The sequence below is a fragment of the Pseudoalteromonas sp. S4741 genome, from assembly GCF_005886135.1.
GTDB classification, from domain to species: Bacteria; Pseudomonadota; Gammaproteobacteria; order Enterobacterales; family Alteromonadaceae; genus Pseudoalteromonas; species Pseudoalteromonas tetraodonis.
In genome coordinates, this window is record NZ_PNCN01000019.1 from 1 (window position 1) to 21,567 (window position 21,567).

Below are 21,567 nucleotides of genomic sequence, written 5' to 3' on the forward strand. Positions count from 1 at the left end.
AAAGGCGGCTGGACAGTCGTCTCTGCTTATGGAAGCTGCGTAAGTCTCGATACTACCGAGCAACGGCTAACGAAATAAGAAGCATCGCCTGATAAGGCGGTGAGTAGTCACCGACGGTAGTGTTTGTAAGTCTGATTGCATTTATTGATGAAAAACCACCTGAAAAAGTATTAAACGATATAGTAAATAGCTTTGAAAATAGCCAATCGCTCGCAAATAACCCCCCCCGCTGAACAAGAGCAAGCCATAGAAAAGTTGAGTAAGCAAATAAAGAAAAAACTTCCCTCTTCAGACGATGACGGCGCTCAGACAAAAACATTTGGTATTCGCTTAGAAGGCGAAGATGAGAACACTCAAACGGTTAGGCAGTTTTTAGATACTAAAGGCTACTTTGAACATAGTAAGCGCTTAATTGCCATGTTTGCCTATAGTTATGAAGCTGACAGTTATTCACGCTGTAAGAAATCAACACAGAGTAAGTGAATAGAGCTAAATGATTAAGAAATTATTGAAATAACGCCTGATCAAAGCATGCCTTACGGTTATAAATTTATAGTTAGAGCCTGTGAGGCTGCCGGTATTTCTGCTACAAAACATTAAAATACAAAAAATGCCGCTAAATTAGCGGCATTTTTGTATCTGCAAATAAACGAGCCTATGGGCGTGGAATAAACCCAACCGCATCATAAACTGCTTTTAATGTAGTTTCTGCACGCGCGCCGGCTTTTTCAGCCCCTGCTCTCATGATGTCATTAAGAAGTGTTTGATCTTCACGAATTTCTTTAAAACGTGTTTGAATTGGCTCAATCATGCTGACAACAGCTGCTGCGGTGTCTTTTTTCAAATGGCCATACATTTTGTCTTCGTATTCAGGGACTAACTCTTCAATTGAGCGCTTAGTTGCCACACTTAGTAGTGTAAGTAAATTAGATACACCTGGCTTTTCTTTGCGATCAAAGTAAATACGCGCTTGCTCGTCAGAATCGGTAACTGCTTTTTTAAGCTTTTTCTCAATCTTTTTCGGCTCGTCTAACATCATAATAAAGCCATTTGGATTTTCATCTGACTTAGACATTTTCTTCAGTGGATCTTGCAGGCTCATTACTCGCGCACCAAATTCTGGAATATACGGTTCTGGCAGCGTAAAAATATCGCCGTAAACATTATTAAAGCGAGTTGCAATATCACGCGTTAGTTCAAGGTGCTGTTTTTGATCTTCACCTACAGGTACTTTGTCTGCTTGGTACAGTAAAATATCAGCCGCTTGCAAAGCCGGATAAGCAAATAACCCCACATTAATATTATTAGCATGCGTTGCCGACTTATCTTTAAACTGGGTCATGCGATTAAGCTCACCCATTTGCGCATAACAGTTTAATACCCAGCCAAGTTGCGCATGCTCAGGTACCTGAGATTGTACAAATAACGCCGCTTTTTCTGGGTTAATACCGCATGCCGTATATAACGCAACGCCATCGAGTACACGAGCACGCAATAATTCAGGGTCTTGGCGTACGGTAATTGCATGCAAGTCTGCAAGCATAAAGTAGCTATCATATTCTTCCTGTAGCTTAACCCACTGGTTAATAGCGCCAACATAGTTGCCTATTGTCATACCACCGGTTGGCTGCATGCCACTTAATACTACTGGTTTACTCATGATTTTCCTTTATTTTTACTTAATTAAATATGCTTAACGCTGTGTTAGTGTCGGTATTATAGCTAAGAAGTTATCGCATAGGTACTGCGGATTATAATCCGCTAACTGCTCTCCCTGATGATACCCATAAGTAAGCGCTATCACGTCAATGTTAGCGGCTTGCGCTGCGAGTATGTCACTCTTTGAATCACCAATCATAATCGCTTTATCAGGCGTTATATTTAATGCATCGCAAGCAAATAATAGCGGCTCAGGTGACGGTTTTTTTGCCATGTCATCACCGCAAACAATCACTTCAAAATGACTGCGAATAGCGAGCTTATCTAAAAGCATTTCAGTAAAGCGGCGTGCTTTATTAGTAATAAGTGCTTTAGGCATACCACTGAGAGCAGCAAGACCAGTTTCAACATGCTGATATAACACACTGTATTCACCGACCTGCTCACTGTAATGTTGATAAAACAGGTTGGTAGCTCGTTCGCTTAAAGCCTCATCGAGATGCTCACTAATTTGCATATCGCCGCAAAGAGCTCGTTTAACTAACACCTCAATGCCATTACCTACCCAGCTTTCAACTAATCGCTGACTGACAATTGGAAACGCTAAATCGCTAAGTGTTAAATTTAAAGCCATATACAAGTCGTACACGCTATCAACTAGGGTGCCGTCTAAGTCAAAAAACGCTGCATCATATTTCATTATTTAACACTTTCTAATTGCTGACGCATCTCATCAATCACCGTTTTATAATCAGGCTGATTAAAAATAGCTGAGCCTGCAACAAACATATCGGCTCCCGCTTCAGCCGCCGCGGCTATGTTATCTACTTTAATACCACCATCTACTTCTAAACGAATATCACGTCCAGATTCAACAATGCGTTGTTTTGCCTCTCGCAGTTTCTCGAGTGTTTGTGGAATAAAACTTTGCCCACCAAACCCAGGATTTACTGACATTAATAAGATCACATCTACTTTATCCATTACGTGATCGAGGTAGCTTAAACTTGTTGCAGGGTTGAACACTAAGCCTGCTTGACAACCTTTATCTTTTATCAATTGCAAAGTACGGTCAATATGCTCACTCGCCTCTGGATGGAAGGTAATAATTGATGCACCCGCCTCGGCAAATTGTGGAATTAAGCTATCTACCGGTTTTACCATTAAATGCACATCAATCGGGGCTTTAATCCCGTAGTCGCGAAGTGCTTTACATACCATTGGGCCAATCGTTAAGTTAGGTACGTAATGGTTATCCATTACATCAAAATGAACGACATCAGCACCAGCGGCTAACACTTTGTCAACATCTTCGCCTAATCGTGCAAAGTCTGCAGATAATATTGAGGGCGCTATTAAGTATTTTTGTTCACAGTTGAGCATCGCTAATCCGTTAATGAATAATTTATGCCGTTAATGTAACTTAATTAGCGAAGTTACCCAAGTAGCACCTTTAAAATAGCGCCAAATAAGTAATGTTAAAGCCTTATTGTGGCTATTCATGAAAAAGAATAACCTGCTGAGGGTGTAGGCTTTATAATTAAAAAAAGAATCAGTTTTTAAGCGGGGGCCACTCAGTATTTAAAACACAATACAAATAAACAATAACAAAAATAAAAATAAAGTGTATTATTTAAGCAGTTTTTGTTATGCTGGGCAAAGAACTAAATTATTAGGTTTATATTATGCGTGCTTTTAAAATTGGATTATTAATCACGTCGGTAAGTGTTATTATTGGAGCAACATCGCTTTGCTCAAATACTGAGCAAGATTTAAGCTCTGCCAACATTTGTCTTCATAAAGAGCAAACCAACGCTATTAATAATAGCGCAACCCGTTGCATTCAAATTGAAGAGGATTCGTCTTGGGCCTCTTGGTTAACAGGTGATAGCCGTAGCGCTCAGTTTCATTACTTAGACTTGCTAGAGTTGTTAACGGGTACTGATGACAAACACAAACCCTCTTCAATCAAGCCATTATTTTAATTAAATGCAGCACTTTTTTAGCGCGTTACAAAGCGTACTGGCTGCATTTTTTGGTGTTCAATCTGAAGATAAGCGCAAAACAGACTTTAAGTACCACTCTCCAATTACGCTGATAGCTATTGCCGTAGTACTGTTTGTATTATTTGTACTGGCTATTTATGCAACCGTGACTTCGGTGCTAAATACATAGCCATTAGCTCATCCACTTTATTTCGTGAACCGCCCTTTGGACTAATCGTACGTTTAACCTGAATTTTATCCAGTGATGCTTGACTGTAAATTTTGCGTGTCCACACGGTATCGTGGTTTGAAATAAGGACTGGCGTGTTATTCTCAAATGCCGCTTGCTCAGCCAAGTTAGCTAAATTAGCCTGATCATCTAAGTTAAATCCGCCTTTAGCGTAAGAGGTAAACGATGCGGTTTTACTTAATGGCACATAGGGCGGATCGCAGTATATCACCGCATTTTTAGGGACCAGTTTAAATACATCATCGTAGCCTAAGCAGGTAAATGTTGCTTTTTGTGCTTTGCTGGCAAAAAAGTACATTTCTTTTTCAGGAAAATAAGGCTTTTTATATTTACCAAAAGGCACATTAAAAATGCCCTTTAAGTTATAGCGACATAATCCGTTATAACCATGGCGGTTCATATATAAAAATAAAATAGCTCGCTCATACACATCGCTGCTTTGGTTAAACTGCACACGATAATCGTAATACGCATCTGGATGGTTATTTAAATCAACAAATAGTTTTTTTGCATCGCTAATAAACTCATCCGGCGAACGTTTAAGCTCTTTATATAAATTGATTAAATCAGCATTTATATCGTTAAGTACGTAGTGTTTAAAATTACTATTTAAAAACACTGAGCCCGCACCAACAAAAGGTTCAACCAAGGTATCTGCATGTTTACTTGCTTGATTTAGTCGCGCGTTAATATCTTCAACGAGGCTGTATTTTCCGCCTGCCCATTTAAGGAAGGCTCTACTCTTTTGCTGCATTGGCTCTTTACTTCAATTCGGTGTTGCGCGATTTTACACTAAAGTCACTGAGTTTACTGATCAACTCGTGCAATTTCTTGTTTTATTTTGCTAATTTTTTTATAGAAAGGTTTATTTTTTCTTACTCCAGCAGGGAGTGCTTGCAGTGCTTGTTTTGCCTCATTTAAGTTAGCAAAACTGCCTGTTGTTACCACCCACCACATTTTACCATTTCGCTTAGTTTGGTATGTATTGGTAATACTTTCTAGCTTATGTTCAGCAATAAACTCATTGCTTACCTGCTGCTGAGTTACGGCTAATAGCTGAATAACAAAATTATCTTCAGGTTGTTCCAGGTACCAGTTACTAGGTATTTTTACCATTTGGCTTTGCTGCTTTACCACCTCAGGTACGCTAATGACTTCTTCAACCGGCGGCGGTGCTGGCTTTTCTTGTTCAGTTAAAGTCGATGGCTCAGTTAAACTTCCTACAATTGCTGGCACGTCATTGTGGGCACGCTCATCTGTAGTTGGCTCTTTAGTTATAGGCTGTGGTGAGGTAAACAGGGTTGGTGATTTAGCCGGTTGTTGTTTATTTTGAATAGCTTGCTCGGTTGTAATAGCGGTTGTGAGGACTTGCTCATCGCTTTGACTATTAGCATTTTTCCACCATTGGGTCATATCAGCTTTGTATACAACGCCAATAATCAATAACATAATTATGAGTAATAGTGTGAGCAACTGTAAGCGCCAAGATACTTTGTCTTTTACTATAATATCAGCAACTTGTTCGCTAGGCTGCCAGGCTAATAAAAGACTTGGGTTACCTTGGGCTTCAACTAAAAAGGTTTTAAATACAGGGTCTTCATCATAAGGTAGCGCCGTGAAGTACCATCCCATTAGCTGCTTACTTTCAACCAAGTTTAATGGCTCTAAATGAATATTAACTGCCTCTTTAAACGGCAATTTAGACTGCGATGCAATCATAATGTAAAGCACATTGGGCGCACTTTTTGATAACAGCTCGAGCTCTGCAATTAGCTCATCAGATAAGTGCCTGCCGCCATCGATAACCCATAAACACGCGCCGCATTGTTGTTGCTTCGCTAATTGATAATAATTTTGTGATAAGCTCAGGTTGTGATCAATTAAAGGGCCATTAAAGCTTTGCTCTAATAATTGAGTCATCAATTGCACATCAGTCATCTGAGCGCCAACTTGCACAAACGCTTTATTAAAATCGTTATATTTATCAGTGATGAAGGTTTCAAGCAAATAGCTTTTACCTAAACCAGAAGTGCCCAACAAAACAATTAGGTTTTGACCATATTCAAATTGCAATGCGATTCTATCCACCAAAGCCGCACGGCTCGGTAAAATTTGTGACTGCATTTATTGCTCGATCAATGCTCTGACTTGCTCATCAGACACATCATCAACTAATGCACATTGACCAAATTCGGTGGGTAAAATGAATCTGATAGTCCCTTTTTTATTCTTTTTATCTTTTCGCATATGCAGTAAAAAGTGCTCACTGGTCATATCGCTAGGTATCTCGATTGGTAAGCTATATTGCGCTATTAATGTAGCAATACGCTCTACATCTTCTCGTGTTAAATCTTGGCGAGTATAAGCAAGCTTTGCAGCAAGCACCATACCTGTCGCGACCGCTTCTCCATGTAACCAGACACCGTAACCCATTTGCGCTTCAATAGCATGCGCAAACGTGTGCCCTAAATTTAACAACGCACGAAGGCCCTGCTCTTTTTCATCTTGTGCAACAATAAGCGCTTTAATTTCACAGCATCTGAAGATGATGTGCTGTAAACACGCCTCGTCTAATTGTTGTAATTTAGCGATGTTATGCTCTAGATAAGCAAACAGTTCAGTATCGTAAATCAAGCCATACTTAATAACTTCAGCCATACCTGCAGCAAACTCGCGTGTTGGTAAGGTATGCAACGAACGTGTGTCAATAAATACAGCTTGGGGTTGATAAAAAGCCCCAATCATATTTTTACCTAGCGGGTGATTAACCGCTGTTTTACCGCCAACTGAAGAATCAACTTGAGATAATAAAGTGGTTGGTATTTGGATAAATGGGACGCCACGCTGATAACAAGCAGCAACAAATCCAGTTAAATCACCTACAACGCCACCACCTAATGCAATTAAGCAGGTGTCACGGCCGCAATTATTCTCAAGTAGGAATGCCGATATTTTTTCAAACCAAGTGAGTGATTTATATTGCTCACCATCTGGAATAATAAAATGCAGTGGGTTTAGCTGTGCTAATGAATCAAGCAACTGTTGAAGGTACAACGGTGTAATCGTTTCATTAGTAATGATGATAGGCCGACAATCACCAATGTGATGGATTAGACGGCCTGTATCTTGAAGTGCAGATTGACCAATATAAATAGGATAACTTCGCTCGTCTAAATTAACAGTTAATTCAAGCATGCTGGGTTAGTCCTTTTTAATACTGGCTTTTAAAAATCCAATTTCTCGATGATTTGGTTAGCAACAACTTTCGCGCTCTGCTCATCAGTGCGTACAACAAAATCAGCTACTTCTTTATATAATGGTTCACGCTCTTCTGCTAAGCGCTCAAGTACATCACGAGGTGCTTCTTCTGTTTGCAATAATGGGCGACGCTTGTCGCGTTGCGTACGTGCAACTTGCTTTTCAATCGGTGTCTCTAAGTATACAACAATACCGCGAGCCGAAAGCTTGTTTCGAACTTCTTTACTCATTACAGAACCACCACCGGTTGCAAGTACAATACCTTGCATTTCGGTTAAGTCACCAATAACAGATTCTTCACGAAGTCTAAAGCCTTCTTCACCTTCAAGATCGAATACCCAGGCAATATCTGCGCCCGTGCGACGTTCGATTTCTTGATCAGAATCAACAAATTCAAGGTGTAATTGGTCAGCGATGTGACGACCAATCGTGCTTTTGCCAGCCCCCATGGGGCCAACTAGAAATATATTACGTTTCTCAGCCATATCTTTTAGTACAAACGAACTCTAAAATTTGAAATAAAACCCCGCCTAACGACCTGGCCCCAAAATTAAGAAAGGGATTATCTCAGTAATCGGTCGGGTATTTCAAGTCAATTAGGATAAAAAGCCATATAACGAGCAATTAAACTAAATAATTACCCACTGGTTAACAAAAAAGCACCTTATTATAGGCAAGTTTATCTTCTAGGGTTAAAATTTATGCAATTAAGGTTACTACATTGTTGCTTCATGAAAGCTTTTGCATGGTAACTTTACAAGAGCCTGAATTACAAACAACATAAACGCAGCCTTAAATACATCCGCAGTACAGTACATGATCAAAATTATATACTGTCTTATTGTACATTTATAGGGAGTGTTCACACCACGATAACTAAATTACATACCCATACTATCTAGGCTGGTATTCAACCTAGATAGCTTAAATATTTAGTCTATTTGGATTTTAGGTGTAACAAAAATCAGCAGTTCGCGCTTTTCATTGAACTCGCTTGTGCTTTTAAATAGTCTTCCTACGTAAGGAAGGTCGCCCAATAAAGGTACTTTTTTGGTCGAATTAATAATTTGCTGTTGGAAAATACCACCCAACACTACCGTTTGTCCATTCTCAACGAGTACTTGAGTCTCAATTTGTTGCGTATCGATGGCAACCGCTGGGCCTGTACCTGTTTGAACCGTATCCCCTCGGGTATCTTGAGTAATGATTAAATTTAAAATAACTTTGTTATCGGGTGTGATATGAGGTGTCACTTCTAGGCTTAGTACCGCCTTTTTAAAACTTACGGTTGTTGCACCACTTGAAGCTGACTCCACATACGGGATCTCAGTACCTTGTTCAATACGCGCTTTTTGCTGATTAGCAGCAGTAATGCGTGGGCTTGCAATGATTTCACCTTTGTTTTCTTCTTCAAGGGCGGTTAATTCTAAATCAATTAATGTTCCGTTAGCCAATTTAGCAATGTGCATACCTATACTTGCCGATGGATTCGCCACTGGTAAATTAACGTTAAGTCGATCAGAAAGACTAGGAATATTACCATTAGAAATCGTTTCAGCTCCTTCTAATGTGCCAGAAACACCGTCTGAGCCTTGCTGATCACTAAACCCCCAACGAACCCCCAAGTCTTCAGTTACGTTGTCACGTACGGTTACCATACGCGCTTCAATAACTACTTGTTTAACTGGTATATCTAAAGTTTCGACCATACGACGAACACTTTCAATACTTTTTGCAGTGTCTTTCATTAATAACGTATTGGTACGTTGATCAACAGACACGCTCCCTCTGGCTGTAATAATACTATTGGTATCTGTTTTTAATAAGTCGGCAAAGTCTTCTGCTTTTGCATAATTTAAGCGGATGTATTCACTGTAAAGTGGCTCTAAATCCTCAACTTGCTGTTTAGCTTTTAACTCTTTTGCTTCACGGGCAGCCAGCTCTTCAGATGGTGCAACCATTAAAATAGAACCGTCCATGCGTTTGTCTAAGCCTTTTATTCTAAGCACGACATCTAACGCCTGATCCCACGGAACCCCATCAAGGCGAAGAGTAATATTGCCTGTCACTGAGTCGCTTGTTACCAAGTTAAAATCATTGTAACCGGCAATAATCTGTAATACAGCACGAACAGAGATATCTTGAAAATTAAGCGTCATAGGACGACCCAAGTACTCTTTACCACCATCTAAGTAGGCATTTTGCGTTTCATCTTTCTCAACCGTTAAGGTAAAAATATTCTCAATTTGCTGATAGGTATAGGCAAATGCAGTGTTTGGTTCAATCACTAAACGTGTAAGGTTATCTTCTTTAAACGTTTCAATACTGCTCACCACAGTACCAAAATCAAGTACATCTAATTCATACAATAAATCATCTAAAATATCGGTATGATGAAACTCGGCAATGATTTTTCCACCGCTTTCATGCACCTCTACAGCTGCCTGAGTATCTTGTAGATAAACAAGTACTTTCGCTTCACCTTTTTCTCCACGTCGAAAATCAATTGCTTGAATACCGTTAATATAATTAGACGTGTAAGCAGGCTCATCTTCGCTGGTTGTTAAAATTTGCTCTGTAAGTGGGTTATCTGAAATTCTAATAGAAACTAAATTATTGTTTACTTCAGTCTCATAAATTTTTAATCGGTCCAAGTTAATGGTCACTTTTAAACCCGCACTGGTCATCATACTCGTGATGTTACTGATACCAGCTTGGTTGATAGCGATATTCGTCAACCCTTCATCTAATTCTACCCCATCAAATAGTAGCTCTATTCTTGCAGGGCTATTAAAAACTTGTACTGCTGGTTGCTGCTGCAACTCTTCATCAAAAACTAGCTGTAATTCGGTTTCACCTTTAAGCAATGGATTATATCGAACGTCATAGAGTAAAGGGGCTGCACTTACGGCTTTTGTCATTAGTAGTAAAAAAACAAACAATAAAGCAGATAAAATACGATGATGCGAACACTCACCTTTATGCATATAGGGTATACCTTTTTTCTTATTAATTTGCGCCATTGGTTGCCGCCTCTAACATTTCTAATTTGGTCAAACGTTCTTTCCAACAACCTGACCCATCAGGGATTAATTCTACTAATTCAATATAGTCACTATTAACACTGCTTACTTTTCCGTCATAGGTGCCTAAGTAGCTTCCTATTGTTACTCGGTGCAAGGTGTCATCAGCAGCTGTAATGAGCGCCCATGTTTTGCCGTTCGATCCTATTGTGCCCCTCATTGCTAAATTATCTAATGGGTACTTCTCCAGTGGCTGACGAACACGCTCTGGGTCTGGGTGAAGACAGTTTTTAACTTGTGTTAGCTTGTTTTGAATAATTTCTGGTTCTGGTGCTACAAAAGGGCTACGTAAGTCTTTGGCGTTATATTCAAAGTGCTCAAACTTAACTAGCTCAGGTATTTTTTCAATACGTGCCGTGGTATTTGCTTTAACCTGATCAATAAATTCTTTTTGCTCCGATGTATCCTCGTTACAGCCACTGAGCAGCAACATCGCGGTGGTTAAAAAGAGAAGCTGCTTCATCATCTCACCCCCTCTTCATAACGGTAAGTTTTTGCTACTACACTGAATGTTAGCTGCTTTTCGCCAGATGATAAAATAGAAAAGTCATGTAAACTGACAATTCTTGGTAGTTGAGCCACTTTCCCTACAAATTCGCCAAACTCATGATAAGTACCTACCACCTCAATTTTAATTGGCAACTCGGTATAAAACTCTTTTTCAACTTCTGGCAACCAACCAATTTTTAAAAATGTTAACCCGCTGGTTGTACCCACATAAGAAAGGTCGTCCAATAATCCTGGCGTCTCATTTGAAGTAGGTAGGCGTTTTAATAATTGAGAGAATTTATCTTCCATCTCAACCATTTGCTCACGATAAATATCAAGCTTACTGGCAACTGCATATTTAGTTCGGTAGGTTGTGCGTAACTCAATTTCCTTAGCAACGGCATTGTGGTAGCTGTCTATTTCATCCGACACTAATAAACTGTAGCTAAAAAACAACACCAAACAAGCTACAAAAGTTACGCATATTGCTTTTACAATAACGGGCCACTCACCGATGTTATCGAGCTCGATTTCATTCCAATCGATTTCTGTAAACGATTTAAAATCAAGGTTCATTGCGTACCTCACCTATTTTGCCAAATGGTTTTACGTAAAACTCCATATTAAAATCGCTGAGTAAACGTGAAGATTGATCGCCGGCAACAATACCTTGCATAGTCGGGCGCTCTAATAAGTAAGAGCTTTGTACCTGTCTGAGCATAGTAGATAAACGATTATTAGACTCACTTTTGCCTAACACTTGAATTTGATTACCTTTGCGCTCCAGCTTGGTTAAATAAACCCCTGCAGGCACTATTTTTGCCACTTCATCCATTATTTGGGTGCCTAAATTACGGCTACTTTGTAACTCTTCAATTAAACGCATACGTTGTTGTAAGTTTTCTTTTTTCTTGTCTAAATCACGTATGTCGCGAATTTTATTGTCGAGCGTTGTAATTTCTGAACTAAGATAATTATTTTTTAACGTTTGCCCTTCTTTTAGAGCACCATAAAACACACTCAGCATATACATACCAGCAAAACAGACGATAACCACAGCCATAAGAAGTGTTATAAATTTCTTTTTAGACTGCTCACGCTGTAGCTCACGCCAAGGTAATAAATTTATATGTGGCATGATGAAAAGCTCCTCAACGCCAGGCCAGTCGCAATTGCAAATTGAGTGCGGTGGCGCTGTATTATATTACGATCAACTCTAGGGGATATTTCCATCTTATCAAATGGTTCAACAACAACTGTGTGTATTCCTAATTCTTCAATCAGCAATCTATCAATGCCTTTAATCATCGCTGAGCCGCCCGTCAATACAATATAGTCCAATTGTTCTTTACCTGTGGTAGTTAAAAACATTTGAACAGCACGACGAACCTGCTGGAGTAACGATGTTTGAAAAGGAGCTAACACTTCAAATGTATAGTTTGGAGGTAAATCACCGGTTGTTTTGCCAATTTCAGCTTCATCAAAGCCTTTGTTGTAGTAAGCAACGATACTATTTGTGTAATGGTCGCCACCAAATACTTGGTCACGGGTATAAATTGTCTCACCAGATTGCACTACACTCACCAAGGTGAGTACAGCACCAATATCAACCACTGCAACTGTTTTGTCATATGCATCTGATGGTAACTGTTGGTAGTAAACATCCATAGCGCGACTTAGTGCATAGCTTTCAACGTCCACTACTTTTGCGGTTAAATTCGCAGCACTTAACGCACCGACTCTGGCTTCAACGCTTTCGGTTCTAGCGGCAGAGAGCAGTACATTTATTTTGCTCGGGTCAGCACTATTTATAGAGAGCTTTTCAAAATCAAGACTCACTTCATCTAGTGGGTAAGGAATTAAGCTGTCGGCTTCAATTTCAATCTGCGACTCTAATTCAGCGTCGCTTAAGGAAACATCCATAAAAATAACTTTGGTAATCACGGTTTGCCCAGAGACGGCAACAGACGCGAATTTTAGCGACTTTGGTAGCTTTCGTTTTAACTTGATTATCACATTACCAATTGCTTCAATATCTTGAATATTACGCTCGCTCATGGCGCCTTTTGGCATAGGTTCAATTGCAAGTGCTTCTAGTCGAAGCCCAGTTTCTGTTTCACTTAAAAGTACGGCCTTGATAGAGTGCGATCCAATATCAATACCTACCATCATTGGTGATGGTTTTTTTATTAGTTGACTTAGCATGTTTGCAACTTTGCCTTTGCTTTAATAATAAACAAGTTATAATTTATATCTTAAAAAATATTATTCAATTTTTAATCAATATATACTAGCAGTCTCAACCTGTAATTGGGAGTCCGTTTAGGGAAATATCAGTGATTTTATTAAAAAGAACTTTACAATTTTTGATCCTTTGTGCATTACTTGCACTAATTACATTGCTCAGCCTTTATTACTACGTTAAATCCGATATTCCCAGCGTGCAAGTTTTAAAAAACGTGCAATTACAAACGCCTATGCAAGTATTTACTAAAGATGGGCTTTTAATCAACCAATTTGGTGAAAAAAGACGGATCCCTGTAACTATAGACCAAATTCCCCGGCCTTTATTGCAGGCTTTTTTGGCAACTGAAGATAACCGCTTTTACGATCATATCGGTATTGATCCAATTGGTATTGTGCGCTCAGCACTAGTACTTATTTCTACTGGTGAGAAAAAGCAAGGTGCCAGTACTATTACCATGCAATTAGCTCGTAACTTCTTTTTAACACGAGAAAAAGCCTACATTCGTAAAGTAAAAGAAATATTTATTGCCATTCATATCGAAAACCTCCTCTCAAAAGATGAAATATTTGAGCTTTACCTAAATAAAATCGAATTAGGAAATCGTGCCTTTGGTATTGGTGCTGCGGCTCAAGTTTATTATGGTAAAGAACTAAAAGAGTTAACTCTTGCGCAAATGGCAATGATTGCTGGTTTACCAAAAGCTCCTTCAGCACTTAATCCTATTCGTAATCCAGAACGTGCTAAAGCAAGAAGAAATGTGGTGTTAGGAAGAATGCTTGAAGAGAAGTATATTTCAAGAGCGCAGTATAATGAAGCCACTAACCAACCAATTACCGCGTATTTTCATGGAGCTGAAATTGACTTATATGCGCCGTACATTTCAGAAATGGTACGAGCAGAAATGGTGTCACGCTACGGTATAGATAAAGCCTATAACTCAGGGTTTAAAGTGTACACTTCTGTTGAATCAGATGTTCAAAAAGCAGCACAAACAGCTCTAGTTAATAACCTACATGCCTACGATATGCGCCATGGCTTTAGAGGCCCTGAAGCCATATTGTGGGATCCGCAAACAGAGCCGCCATTAACGCAGTCGAAATTATTAAATACTTTAAAAGCTGTTAATGAATTTGGCCCTTTAAAAACGGCTGCGGTGTTAAGCGTGAGCGATAAAAGCGCTGAAGTTATACTTAAAAGCGGCGAGCGCACAACCCTTACTTGGGATAACCTAAAATGGGCACGTAAGTTTATTACACGCTATCGCCAAAGCTTTGCGCCTGAAACAGCAAGCGATATATTAACCCCAGGCATGCAAATATGGCTGCGCAAAAATGACGATAATAGCTATATTTTAAGTCAAATACCTGAAGCGGCGAGCGCCATTGTTTCTTTAGACCCACAAGACGGGCGCATAAAAGCCATTGTTGGTGGATATAGTTTTGAACAAAGCCAATACAACCGAGCTGTACAAGCTAAACGCCAAGTAGGCTCAAATATTAAGCCGTTTATATATTCAGCTGCGCTTGAAAAAGGCTACACACTAGCGTCAATTTTAAATGATGCTCCTATAAATCAATGGGATAAGAGCCAAGGCGTTGCATGGCGACCAAAAAACAGCCCAGCTATTTATAATGGTCCAATTCGCATTCGTCGTGCTTTAGCCCAATCTAAGAATGTAATTTCCGTACGCTTATTAAGGGGCGTTGGACTGCAAAGAACAGCCGATCATTTATTAAAATTTGGTTTTGACGATAAAGATATAAATCGTAGTGAGTCACTGGCATTAGGCAGTGCATCCATTACGCCGCTTGAATTAGCTCGTGGGATGAGTGCTTTTGCTAATGGCGGTCACCTAATTGAGCCGTACTTTATTTCACAAATCCAAGATGCAATGGGTAATACGTTATTTAAAACCAATCCCACCATTATTTGTGATGATGAAACGACAACACCTAGCTCGCTAATGCTAGGTGAGCAAGTAGCACCAAATTGTGCGCCGCAGATCATCTCTAAACAAAATGCATTTTTAATTGCCAGCGCAATGAATAGTGCTATTTGGGGTGGCGGTAGCTGGTCACATAAAACCGGTTGGAGTGGAACAGGCTGGCGTGCACAAGCGCTAAAACGTCGCGATCTTTCTGGTAAAACAGGCACGACTAATGATTCTGTAGATACTTGGTTTAGTGGCTTTAACCGCGATGTGATGACATCAGTTTGGGTTGGCTTTGATAACCCAGGTAATACACTGGGACGCTCAACCTACAATAACAACTTAGGAAGTGGTCAAATATCAGGTGCTGAGTCAGGCGCAAAAACAGCTCAGCCTGCATGGGTTGATTTTATGCGCGCTGCACTGGATGGTAAACCTGCTGCGCCGATCGAACCACCTGAAGGCTTAGTTTCTATTCGTATTGATTTAGAAACCGGGTTATTAAGTCATAAAAACGATTACACCAGCCGTTTTGAATACTTTGAAAAAGGCACCGCTCCTACCAAGTATGTATTATCACAACCAAATGATATATTTGAAGAAAACACTAAAACTGAAGAAGAGCTATTTTAAATATAGTGAACAATGAAAAGGCCGCTAATTAGCGGCCTTTTTGATGGTCTAACTAATATTTTGTACCAGCCAGTATAAGTCAGAGTGAACGCCAGCAGCAGTCACTTCTTTACCCGCACCGGGGCCTTGTATCACTAATGCGTTTTGGTTATACCACTGGGTATTAATCACAAAAATATTATCGCCAGGGGTCAAATTCGCAACCGCTTCGCTTTTTGGTACATAGGCAATCCCTACCTTAGCGTTTAGCGTGTTGTTTTCAAACTCTAATAACCCGGTGTAGCACAGTGCAGCATTTTGTTGCTGAGCCGCTTGCGCATGCTGCTCAATAAACGCATCTAAACGAGCCTTGTTATCAATAAAGTCATTCCAGCTGCCAGCACTTAACTCATCGGGCATCAATGCGGATAAAGAAATGTCATCAAGTTCCAATTCAATACCTAATTCACGCGCTAAAATAAGCAACTTACGTTGCATATCTCGTCCAGATAAGTCTTCTCGAGGATCAGGCTCTGTGAACCCCAAAGCTTGCGCTTCTAGAACTAAATCTGAAAACGCTTTACTGCCATCATACATACTGCATAACCATGACAGCGTGCCTGAAAATACGCCTTCTATTCGCGTTATTTTATCGCCACTATTTTGTAAATCAGCCAAGGCAAAATTAATCGGTAGTCCGGCCCCTACACTTGCATTATAACGCCAATGTAAGCCACGTTGAGCAAGGCTTTCACGTAGTGTTTGATACCACGAAAGCGATGCGGTTCCCGCGTATTTATTAGCACTAATTAGATGGCAGTTTAATTCAACTAACTTACTATAAAGCTGACTAAAATATTCACTTGCGGTCATGTCGATCACTATTTTATGTTCATACTCAAGAGTATCTATGTATGACAATAAATCGGCTTGTTTATAGGAGCTTGCATGGTTTTCCCATTGAAGTTGCCAGCTTTCACAGTCTAACCCATTAGCATTCACCAGCATCTGCTCTGAGCGTAAAAGCGCTACTAACTTGACGTTAAAATCAGTTGATAAGCGTGCTAGTTGAGCAGGTAATTGGCGCATAAACTCAGCACCTACATTACCAAGTCCTGCAATAATTATAGCTATTTCTTGTGCTTTATTAATGAGCTTGTCATGTAACAGGCTCAGCACATCACTTTCAAGTACTTGATCGGTTAATAGTAACGTATATCCCTCACCGTAATGGGTAAACCGAGGCTGGATAGATTGTGTTTGTAATAAGGCTTCACTTTGCTTACCAAGCGGCGCTACCTCTTGATCAGGTGCAATAATCGCCACCCCATTTAAGTTTGACTCACTAATATTGGCGCGGCCAGCAAAATAATTAGCCACCTGATGTGTCGCTGACGCAGGGACTAGTAAGTAGATTTCGCCTTCGTGTTCAAAGTGATGCAAACTATGCTGAATAAGTTGGCTAACATGTGCTACTTCGCCTTCACTCAGATCATCAACAATGAGTAAATCCACATTATTTACTGTGGTTAAAAAGCGTTTTTGTTTACTCATTCCTAGTTTAACTATTTCGGTATGACTGCCTTGAGGATCGTAACTACTGCGAACAACTAATTCTATATCGGTATCTTTTAATGGCGATAATGTTTTAGCGTGTAATACTGGATTACCTAACCTCGCTAATAAATTAGCTTGATCACGGCACACTCGCGCATACTTAACCGCATTAGCAACCTTACGCGGATCAGTACTAAAAACACCTTGAGTGTCAGTCCAAATAGAGACTTTTTTAGCATTGCAATACCGCGCTAATAAAGTGGCACTGTAATCACTGCCATTTCGCCCTAAGGTCACTGTTTCACCATGTAAATCAGCCGCAATAAACCCCGTAACTACATTAATTTTACTCGTCTGTATGGCTTTTAAGCACTGCTGCTGATTATTAGCATGCTGCAGCTGTCCGGCATCTAACGTAAATAACTGCCTAGCGTCATGGGCACAAGCGCTAACGTTAAGCTGTTCTAAGTAAGCGCTTAGTAACCTTGCAGACCACAATTCACCATGTGCTAATAACGCAGCTTCAGCTAATGTCCCTTGCTTAGCCTGCTTGGTAATAATACTGAGCTCAGTTTCAAGTAAATCAAGCGCATGGTGCTTAGCGTTAGCTATTAATAATTGCTCAATCAGAGCTATTTGATGGTTACTCAATAGCAATACAATATCAGCAATAGCTTGAGTGTCTTGCTGTTGATAGCTTTGCCACAGTTTAACTAAGGTATCGGTGGTTTTACCGGCGGCCGATACCACCACACAATCCCCAGCGTGAGCGTGAGTTAAAATAATATTTGCGACACTTTTAAAGCGATCCGCTGAGCTTAAACTCGAACCACCAAATTTATGAACCTGATTTACCATATTAATACCGACTCGCATTTATGTTTTGTATTTTGAAGAATGGTATGCACTACCATAACGCCGGATGCGCCGCGTTTAACTTTGCTGAACCAAATGATTCACTAGCACCACTTTTTGCCGATAGGCCGGGATCGGCGTGCCCTGGGCGCACCAAATTAAATACCCTGTCTAAGTCAGCGAGTAAATCATTTACATCTTCAATACCCACCGAGATACGAATAAGCGTGTCGCCTACTCCGGCTTCTGCACGCGCGGTTGCGTCCATGCCGGCGTGGGTCATAGTCGCAGGGTGACAAATCAAACTTTCTACTCCACCTAATGATTCCGCTAAGCTAAATTCATTTAAGCGCGTTAAAAACGCTGCAGCATCGTTTATATCGCCTTTTATATCAAAACTAACCATAGCACCAAAGCCAAGCTGCTGCGCCTTAGCTAGCGCATGTTGAGAGTGTGATTCAAGACCTGGGTAGTAAACTTGGGCAACAAACTGAGAGCGTTCTAAATACTGTGCAATGGCGAGTGCATTTTCTTGGTGTTGCCTTAAACGCACGTTTAAAGTACGTAAGCCTCTGAGAGTTAAATAGCTATCAAATGGCGCGCCGGTGATGCCAATGTTATTTGCCCACCACGCTAACTCTTCACCTAACTCAGCAGTCGCTGCGATAACCGCGCCACCAACAACGTCTGAATGGCCATTGATATATTTTGTGGTTGAGTGCACCACAATATCAGCGCCAAACTTAATCGGGTTTTGTAATGCTGGCGATAAAAACGTGTTGTCGGCGGCAACCAGTGCACCACACTGTTTAGCTGTATCAGTTACTGCTTTAATATCTGTTAAGCGTAAAATAGGATTGCTAGGTGTTTCAATCCAAATCAGCTTAGGTTTAATAGCAAAGATGCGTGTCAAACTGTCGCTTTTGGTAAAATCGACCACTTCTAGTTTTAATAAGCCGCGCTTTTCTAGCGAAGTAAATAAGCGATAGCTGCCCCCATAACAGTCATGAGGGATCACTAACGTATCGTCACTATTAAGTAATTGTGTTGTTAGGTGAACGGCTGCCATGCCTGTTGCGGTAATAATGCCTTTAGCGCCACCTTCAAGCTCCGTGAGCGCCTCAGCCAAAATGTCACGATTAGGGTTACCACTACGGCCATAATCATATTGGCGCTTTGTATCAAAGTCAGCAAATGAGTAAGTTGTTGATAAATAAAGCGGTGGAACAACCGCACCATGATGCTTGTCGGCTTCTATTCCACTACGAACAGCAATTGTTGCCTTATTTTTTTCACTCATTTTCGCTACCTTTACTGATTTGGATGTTTAGACGTCTAAAAGGTAGCGCATGCAATTTAAGATGTCAAAACATTTAAATGTCTAGATAGCTAAATAACTAGTATTTGACTATCTTTTTTAAACCGATAGAATTTCACGCATATTTACACGCTTTGATGCTGTGTGAGCAATTTATAATCTGAGGCAACGATACATCTTATGGCTAAATGGAATGGTGAATATATTCACCCATACGCAGAACACGGGAAAAAATCCGAACAAGTAAAGAAGATCACCGTTTCGATCCCGCTAAATGTATTAAAAGTATTAACTGATGAACGTACTCGTCGTCAAATAAACAACTTACGTCATGCAACAAATAGCGAGCTTTTATGCGAAGCGTTTTTGCATGCGTTTACCGGGCAACCGCTGCCTAATGATGATGATTTGCGTAAAGATAACGCAGAAAAAGTACCTGAAGAAGTAAAGAAAATAATGCAAGAAATGGGACTAGAAGTGCCTATTTTAAATGAAGACTAGAAGGGTCTTTATACAAAAAACCTCAGCAAATGCTGAGGTTTTTTTTGCGCTAATTTACACGTAACAATTACGCCATGTAGTTTTCTGGCATATCAATTTGTGCCACACCAGAGTCTACCGCCGCCTGCGCAACCGCTTTAGCTATACGTGGTAACAAACGTGGATCCATTGGTTTTGGTATAATATATTTAGCACCAAACTCTAATTTGTCGATGCCTGCGGCAGTAAGCACTTCAGTCGGCACGGGCTCTTTAGCAATACTGCGAATTGCTTCCACAGCAGCAATTTTCATCTCGTCGTTTATTTCACTGGCACGTACATCTAACGCACCACGGAAAATAAACGGAAAACACAATACGTTATTAACTTGATTCGGATAATCAGAGCGACCTGTAGCCATAATTAAATCGTTACGTGCAGCGTGTGCTAATTGCGGATCGATTTCAGGATCGGGGTTTGAACAAGCAAATACCACGGGTCTATCAGCCATTAATTTTAAATCTTCAGGGGCTAATAAATTAGGGCCCGATACACCCACAAACACATCGGCATCTTCAATTACATCTTGTAAAGTACGTTTATCGGTATTGTTTGCAAATAATTGCTTATATTCATTCAAGTCATCACGACGCGTATGAATAACTCCTTTGCGATCTAACATATAAATATGTTCACGCAACGCGCCACACTTAATTAAAAGCTCCATACAGGCAACAGCTGCAGCGCCGGCACCTAAACATACAATAATTGCATCTTCAATTGCTTTGCCCTGTACTTCCAGCGCGTTTAGCATACCCGCAGCCGTTACAATAGCCGTACCATGCTGATCATCATGAAAAACAGGAATGCTACAACGCTCTATAAGCGCTTTTTCTATTTCAAAACACTCTGGCGCTTTAATATCTTCTAAATTAATTCCACCAAAGGTGTCGGCAATATTAGCCACCGTGTTAATAAAGTCTTCGGTAGTACGGTGCTTAACTTCAATATCTATAGAGTCTAACCCTGCAAAACGCTTAAATAGTAGCGCTTTACCTTCCATAACGGGTTTTGAAGCGAGTGGACCTAAATTACCTAAGCCTAAAATTGCGGTGCCGTTAGTAATAACCGCAACCATATTTCCTTTACCAGTATATTTGTAGGCATTTGCTGGATCAGCGGCAATTTCACGAACAGGTTCTGCGACACCAGGGCTGTATGCGAGCGCGAGGTCTTTAACCGTCTCAGCGGGCTTGGTCAGCTCAATACTGATTTTACCTGGAACGGGATGGGCATGGTAATGTAGTGCTTGTTCACGAAAATCTGACATAACGCGATTATATCCTGCAATTTAAGTTAAAGTGAGAGGTAGTTTTAATCTACGATACCTTTATTATTTTTAAATTCCAAGCAATATCAGGTCTATCCTGTTATATGCTAGAACTGTTAATTTTAAGTGATTTATCAGCAACTTCCCTAGATTATCCTGACATTTTTAAAATATAAATTCGTCATAAAAATGAAAAACACAGGTACTTTTTGCCCTTGTTCTATTTTTATAAAGCGTATTTTTTAGTCTTAAATTAAAATAGCGAAATACCGAATTTTATTTAACTTTAAACACAAATAACCTCACGTTACCTGCATTTGAGTACCATCTTAAAAGTTTAACAAATAAAAATATAGAGAATATTGGCTGTTTTGTCTGCAAATGTTTATGCATACTCAGAATAAGAACAGGAAATAGTTATGCAAAAAAAATAAATACAAAATTGCTAAGAAAGCAGATAGGAAAGTAAATTTTGACCACAAAAAAAGCACCCTAAGGTGCTTTTTTTACATA

The 21,567-nt window shown here is 40.0% G+C and carries 20 protein-coding genes; 5 read left to right on the plus strand and 15 right to left on the minus strand.

Going from position 1 to position 21,567, the window contains the following annotated elements; translation table 11 throughout:
• Window positions 1-192 precede the first annotated feature (192 nt).
• Window positions 193-483 carry a hypothetical protein gene (locus tag CWC30_RS18595; protein ID WP_249929815.1) on the plus strand — a complete coding sequence of 97 codons (291 nt, stop codon included), beginning with the start codon at window positions 193-195 and terminating at the stop codon, window positions 481-483.
• 172 nt (window positions 484-655) lie between these two features.
• Here CWC30_RS18595 and trpS read toward each other — a convergent pair whose 3' ends face one another.
• From trpS to rpe, 3 genes are read right to left on the minus strand one after another with little or no spacing between them, the layout of a single operon-like run.
• The gene (trpS, locus tag CWC30_RS02845) at window positions 656-1,660 is read right to left on the minus strand and encodes a tryptophan--tRNA ligase (protein WP_138626375.1); all 1,005 of its coding nucleotides are present in this window, start codon (window positions 1,658-1,660) and stop codon (window positions 656-658) included.
• A 33-nt stretch (window positions 1,661-1,693) separates the two neighbouring features.
• A complete protein-coding gene (locus CWC30_RS02850; protein ID WP_069438818.1) occupies window positions 1,694-2,359 on the minus strand; it encodes a phosphoglycolate phosphatase in 666 nt (221 codons plus the stop codon).
• Window positions 2,359-3,042 carry a ribulose-phosphate 3-epimerase gene (rpe, locus tag CWC30_RS02855; RefSeq protein ID WP_036981104.1) on the minus strand — a complete coding sequence of 228 codons (684 nt, stop codon included), beginning with the start codon at window positions 3,040-3,042 and terminating at the stop codon, window positions 2,359-2,361. The genes CWC30_RS02850 and rpe overlap by 1 nt, the downstream gene beginning before the upstream one ends.
• Window positions 3,043-3,344: 302 nt before the next feature.
• Between rpe and CWC30_RS02860 the strand changes: the two genes are divergently transcribed.
• Window positions 3,345-3,644: a hypothetical protein gene (locus CWC30_RS02860; protein WP_028834491.1), complete on the plus strand. Its 300-nt coding sequence runs from the start codon at window positions 3,345-3,347 to the stop codon at window positions 3,642-3,644.
• A 4-nt stretch (window positions 3,645-3,648) separates the two neighbouring features.
• Complete coding sequence (locus CWC30_RS02865; RefSeq protein WP_008115053.1) at window positions 3,649-3,834, plus strand: DUF2970 domain-containing protein; 186 nt, start codon at window positions 3,649-3,651, stop codon at window positions 3,832-3,834.
• On the opposite strand, the gene CWC30_RS02870 is transcribed toward CWC30_RS02865, so the two are convergent.
• The 9 genes from CWC30_RS02870 to CWC30_RS02910 all read right to left on the minus strand — a co-directional run bounded on the left by CWC30_RS02870 (window position 3,797) and on the right by CWC30_RS02910 (window position 12,929).
• Entirely contained in the window at window positions 3,797-4,648 is an 852-nt protein-coding gene (locus CWC30_RS02870; RefSeq protein WP_036981101.1) for a Dam family site-specific DNA-(adenine-N6)-methyltransferase, read from the minus strand. The two genes, CWC30_RS02865 and CWC30_RS02870, sit on opposite strands and share 38 nt — an antisense overlap.
• Before the next feature lie 53 nt (window positions 4,649-4,701).
• Window positions 4,702-6,018, minus strand: coding sequence for an AAA family ATPase (locus tag CWC30_RS02875; protein WP_069438816.1), 1,317 nt, complete (start codon window positions 6,016-6,018; stop codon window positions 4,702-4,704).
• A complete protein-coding gene (gene aroB / locus CWC30_RS02880) occupies window positions 6,019-7,089 on the minus strand; it encodes a 3-dehydroquinate synthase (RefSeq protein ID WP_138626376.1) in 1,071 nt (356 codons plus the stop codon).
• Window positions 7,090-7,118: 29 nt separating this feature from the next.
• Entirely contained in the window at window positions 7,119-7,637 is a 519-nt protein-coding gene (aroK, locus tag CWC30_RS02885) for a shikimate kinase AroK (protein ID WP_008466255.1), read from the minus strand.
• Between the two features lie 447 nt (window positions 7,638-8,084).
• Window positions 8,085-10,175 carry a type IV pilus secretin PilQ gene (locus CWC30_RS02890; RefSeq protein ID WP_138626377.1) on the minus strand — a complete coding sequence of 697 codons (2,091 nt, stop codon included), beginning with the start codon at window positions 10,173-10,175 and terminating at the stop codon, window positions 8,085-8,087.
• Complete coding sequence (locus CWC30_RS02895; RefSeq protein WP_036983362.1) at window positions 10,162-10,698, minus strand: pilus assembly protein PilP; 537 nt, start codon at window positions 10,696-10,698, stop codon at window positions 10,162-10,164. The genes CWC30_RS02890 and CWC30_RS02895 overlap by 14 nt, the downstream gene beginning before the upstream one ends.
• Window positions 10,698-11,300, minus strand: coding sequence for a type IV pilus inner membrane component PilO (locus CWC30_RS02900; RefSeq protein ID WP_036981094.1), 603 nt, complete (start codon window positions 11,298-11,300; stop codon window positions 10,698-10,700). The genes CWC30_RS02895 and CWC30_RS02900 overlap by 1 nt, the downstream gene beginning before the upstream one ends.
• Window positions 11,290-11,862 carry a PilN domain-containing protein gene (locus tag CWC30_RS02905; protein WP_069438813.1) on the minus strand — a complete coding sequence of 191 codons (573 nt, stop codon included), beginning with the start codon at window positions 11,860-11,862 and terminating at the stop codon, window positions 11,290-11,292. The genes CWC30_RS02900 and CWC30_RS02905 overlap by 11 nt, the downstream gene beginning before the upstream one ends.
• Window positions 11,850-12,929: a pilus assembly protein PilM gene (locus CWC30_RS02910; protein WP_036981089.1), complete on the minus strand. Its 1,080-nt coding sequence runs from the start codon at window positions 12,927-12,929 to the stop codon at window positions 11,850-11,852. Before CWC30_RS02910 ends, CWC30_RS02905 begins: the two co-directional genes overlap by 13 nt.
• A 131-nt stretch (window positions 12,930-13,060) precedes the next feature.
• On the opposite strand from CWC30_RS02910, the gene CWC30_RS02915 reads away from it, so the two are divergent.
• Window positions 13,061-15,535: a penicillin-binding protein 1A gene (locus CWC30_RS02915; protein WP_138626379.1), complete on the plus strand. Its 2,475-nt coding sequence runs from the start codon at window positions 13,061-13,063 to the stop codon at window positions 15,533-15,535.
• 48 nt (window positions 15,536-15,583) lie between these two features.
• Here the strand turns inward: CWC30_RS02915 and metL are convergent, their stop codons facing one another.
• Both metL and metB read right to left on the minus strand, forming a co-directional pair.
• Complete coding sequence (gene metL / locus CWC30_RS02920; RefSeq protein ID WP_036983361.1) at window positions 15,584-17,929, minus strand: bifunctional aspartate kinase/homoserine dehydrogenase II; 2,346 nt, start codon at window positions 17,927-17,929, stop codon at window positions 15,584-15,586.
• 49 nt (window positions 17,930-17,978) lie between these two features.
• Window positions 17,979-19,226, minus strand: a complete 1,248-nt coding sequence (gene metB / locus CWC30_RS02925) for a cystathionine gamma-synthase (RefSeq protein WP_069438812.1) — start codon at window positions 19,224-19,226, stop codon at window positions 17,979-17,981.
• 198 nt (window positions 19,227-19,424) lie between these two features.
• On the opposite strand from metB, the gene metJ reads away from it, so the two are divergent.
• Window positions 19,425-19,745 carry a met regulon transcriptional regulator MetJ gene (gene metJ / locus CWC30_RS02930; RefSeq protein ID WP_008115021.1) on the plus strand — a complete coding sequence of 107 codons (321 nt, stop codon included), beginning with the start codon at window positions 19,425-19,427 and terminating at the stop codon, window positions 19,743-19,745.
• 67 nt (window positions 19,746-19,812) lie between these two features.
• Here metJ and CWC30_RS02935 read toward each other — a convergent pair whose 3' ends face one another.
• Window positions 19,813-21,054 (minus strand): malic enzyme-like NAD(P)-binding protein, encoded by a 1,242-nt coding sequence (locus CWC30_RS02935; protein ID WP_013463901.1) that lies wholly within the window; start codon window positions 21,052-21,054, stop codon window positions 19,813-19,815.
• Between the last annotated feature and the right edge of the window lie 513 nt (window positions 21,055-21,567).

What these genes read in the sequence shown, in the direction of transcription:
- trpS (WP_138626375.1), bottom strand. Translation starts at nt 1,660, where the DNA reads ATGAGTAAACCAGTAGTATTAAGTGGCATGCAGCCAACCGGTGGTATG.
- CWC30_RS02850 (WP_069438818.1), bottom strand. Translation starts at nt 2,359, where the DNA reads ATGAAATATGATGCAGCGTTTTTTGACTTAGACGGCACCCTAGTTGAT.
- rpe (WP_036981104.1), bottom strand. Translation starts at nt 3,042, where the DNA reads ATGCTCAACTGTGAACAAAAATACTTAATAGCGCCCTCAATATTATCT.
- CWC30_RS02860 (WP_028834491.1), top strand. Translation starts at nt 3,345, where the DNA reads ATGCGTGCTTTTAAAATTGGATTATTAATCACGTCGGTAAGTGTTATT.
- CWC30_RS02865 (WP_008115053.1), top strand. Translation starts at nt 3,649, where the DNA reads ATGCAGCACTTTTTTAGCGCGTTACAAAGCGTACTGGCTGCATTTTTT.
- CWC30_RS02870 (WP_036981101.1), bottom strand. Translation starts at nt 4,648, where the DNA reads ATGCAGCAAAAGAGTAGAGCCTTCCTTAAATGGGCAGGCGGAAAATAC.
- CWC30_RS02875 (WP_069438816.1), bottom strand. Translation starts at nt 6,018, where the DNA reads ATGCAGTCACAAATTTTACCGAGCCGTGCGGCTTTGGTGGATAGAATC.
- aroB (WP_138626376.1), bottom strand. Translation starts at nt 7,089, where the DNA reads ATGCTTGAATTAACTGTTAATTTAGACGAGCGAAGTTATCCTATTTAT.
- aroK (WP_008466255.1), bottom strand. Translation starts at nt 7,637, where the DNA reads ATGGCTGAGAAACGTAATATATTTCTAGTTGGCCCCATGGGGGCTGGC.
- CWC30_RS02890 (WP_138626377.1), bottom strand. Translation starts at nt 10,175, where the DNA reads ATGGCGCAAATTAATAAGAAAAAAGGTATACCCTATATGCATAAAGGT.
- CWC30_RS02895 (WP_036983362.1), bottom strand. Translation starts at nt 10,698, where the DNA reads ATGAAGCAGCTTCTCTTTTTAACCACCGCGATGTTGCTGCTCAGTGGC.
- CWC30_RS02900 (WP_036981094.1), bottom strand. Translation starts at nt 11,300, where the DNA reads ATGAACCTTGATTTTAAATCGTTTACAGAAATCGATTGGAATGAAATC.
- CWC30_RS02905 (WP_069438813.1), bottom strand. Translation starts at nt 11,862, where the DNA reads ATGCCACATATAAATTTATTACCTTGGCGTGAGCTACAGCGTGAGCAG.
- CWC30_RS02910 (WP_036981089.1), bottom strand. Translation starts at nt 12,929, where the DNA reads ATGCTAAGTCAACTAATAAAAAAACCATCACCAATGATGGTAGGTATT.
- metL (WP_036983361.1), bottom strand. Translation starts at nt 17,929, where the DNA reads ATGGTAAATCAGGTTCATAAATTTGGTGGTTCGAGTTTAAGCTCAGCG.
- metB (WP_069438812.1), bottom strand. Translation starts at nt 19,226, where the DNA reads ATGAGTGAAAAAAATAAGGCAACAATTGCTGTTCGTAGTGGAATAGAA.
- metJ (WP_008115021.1), top strand. Translation starts at nt 19,425, where the DNA reads ATGGCTAAATGGAATGGTGAATATATTCACCCATACGCAGAACACGGG.
- CWC30_RS02935 (WP_013463901.1), bottom strand. Translation starts at nt 21,054, where the DNA reads ATGTCAGATTTTCGTGAACAAGCACTACATTACCATGCCCATCCCGTT.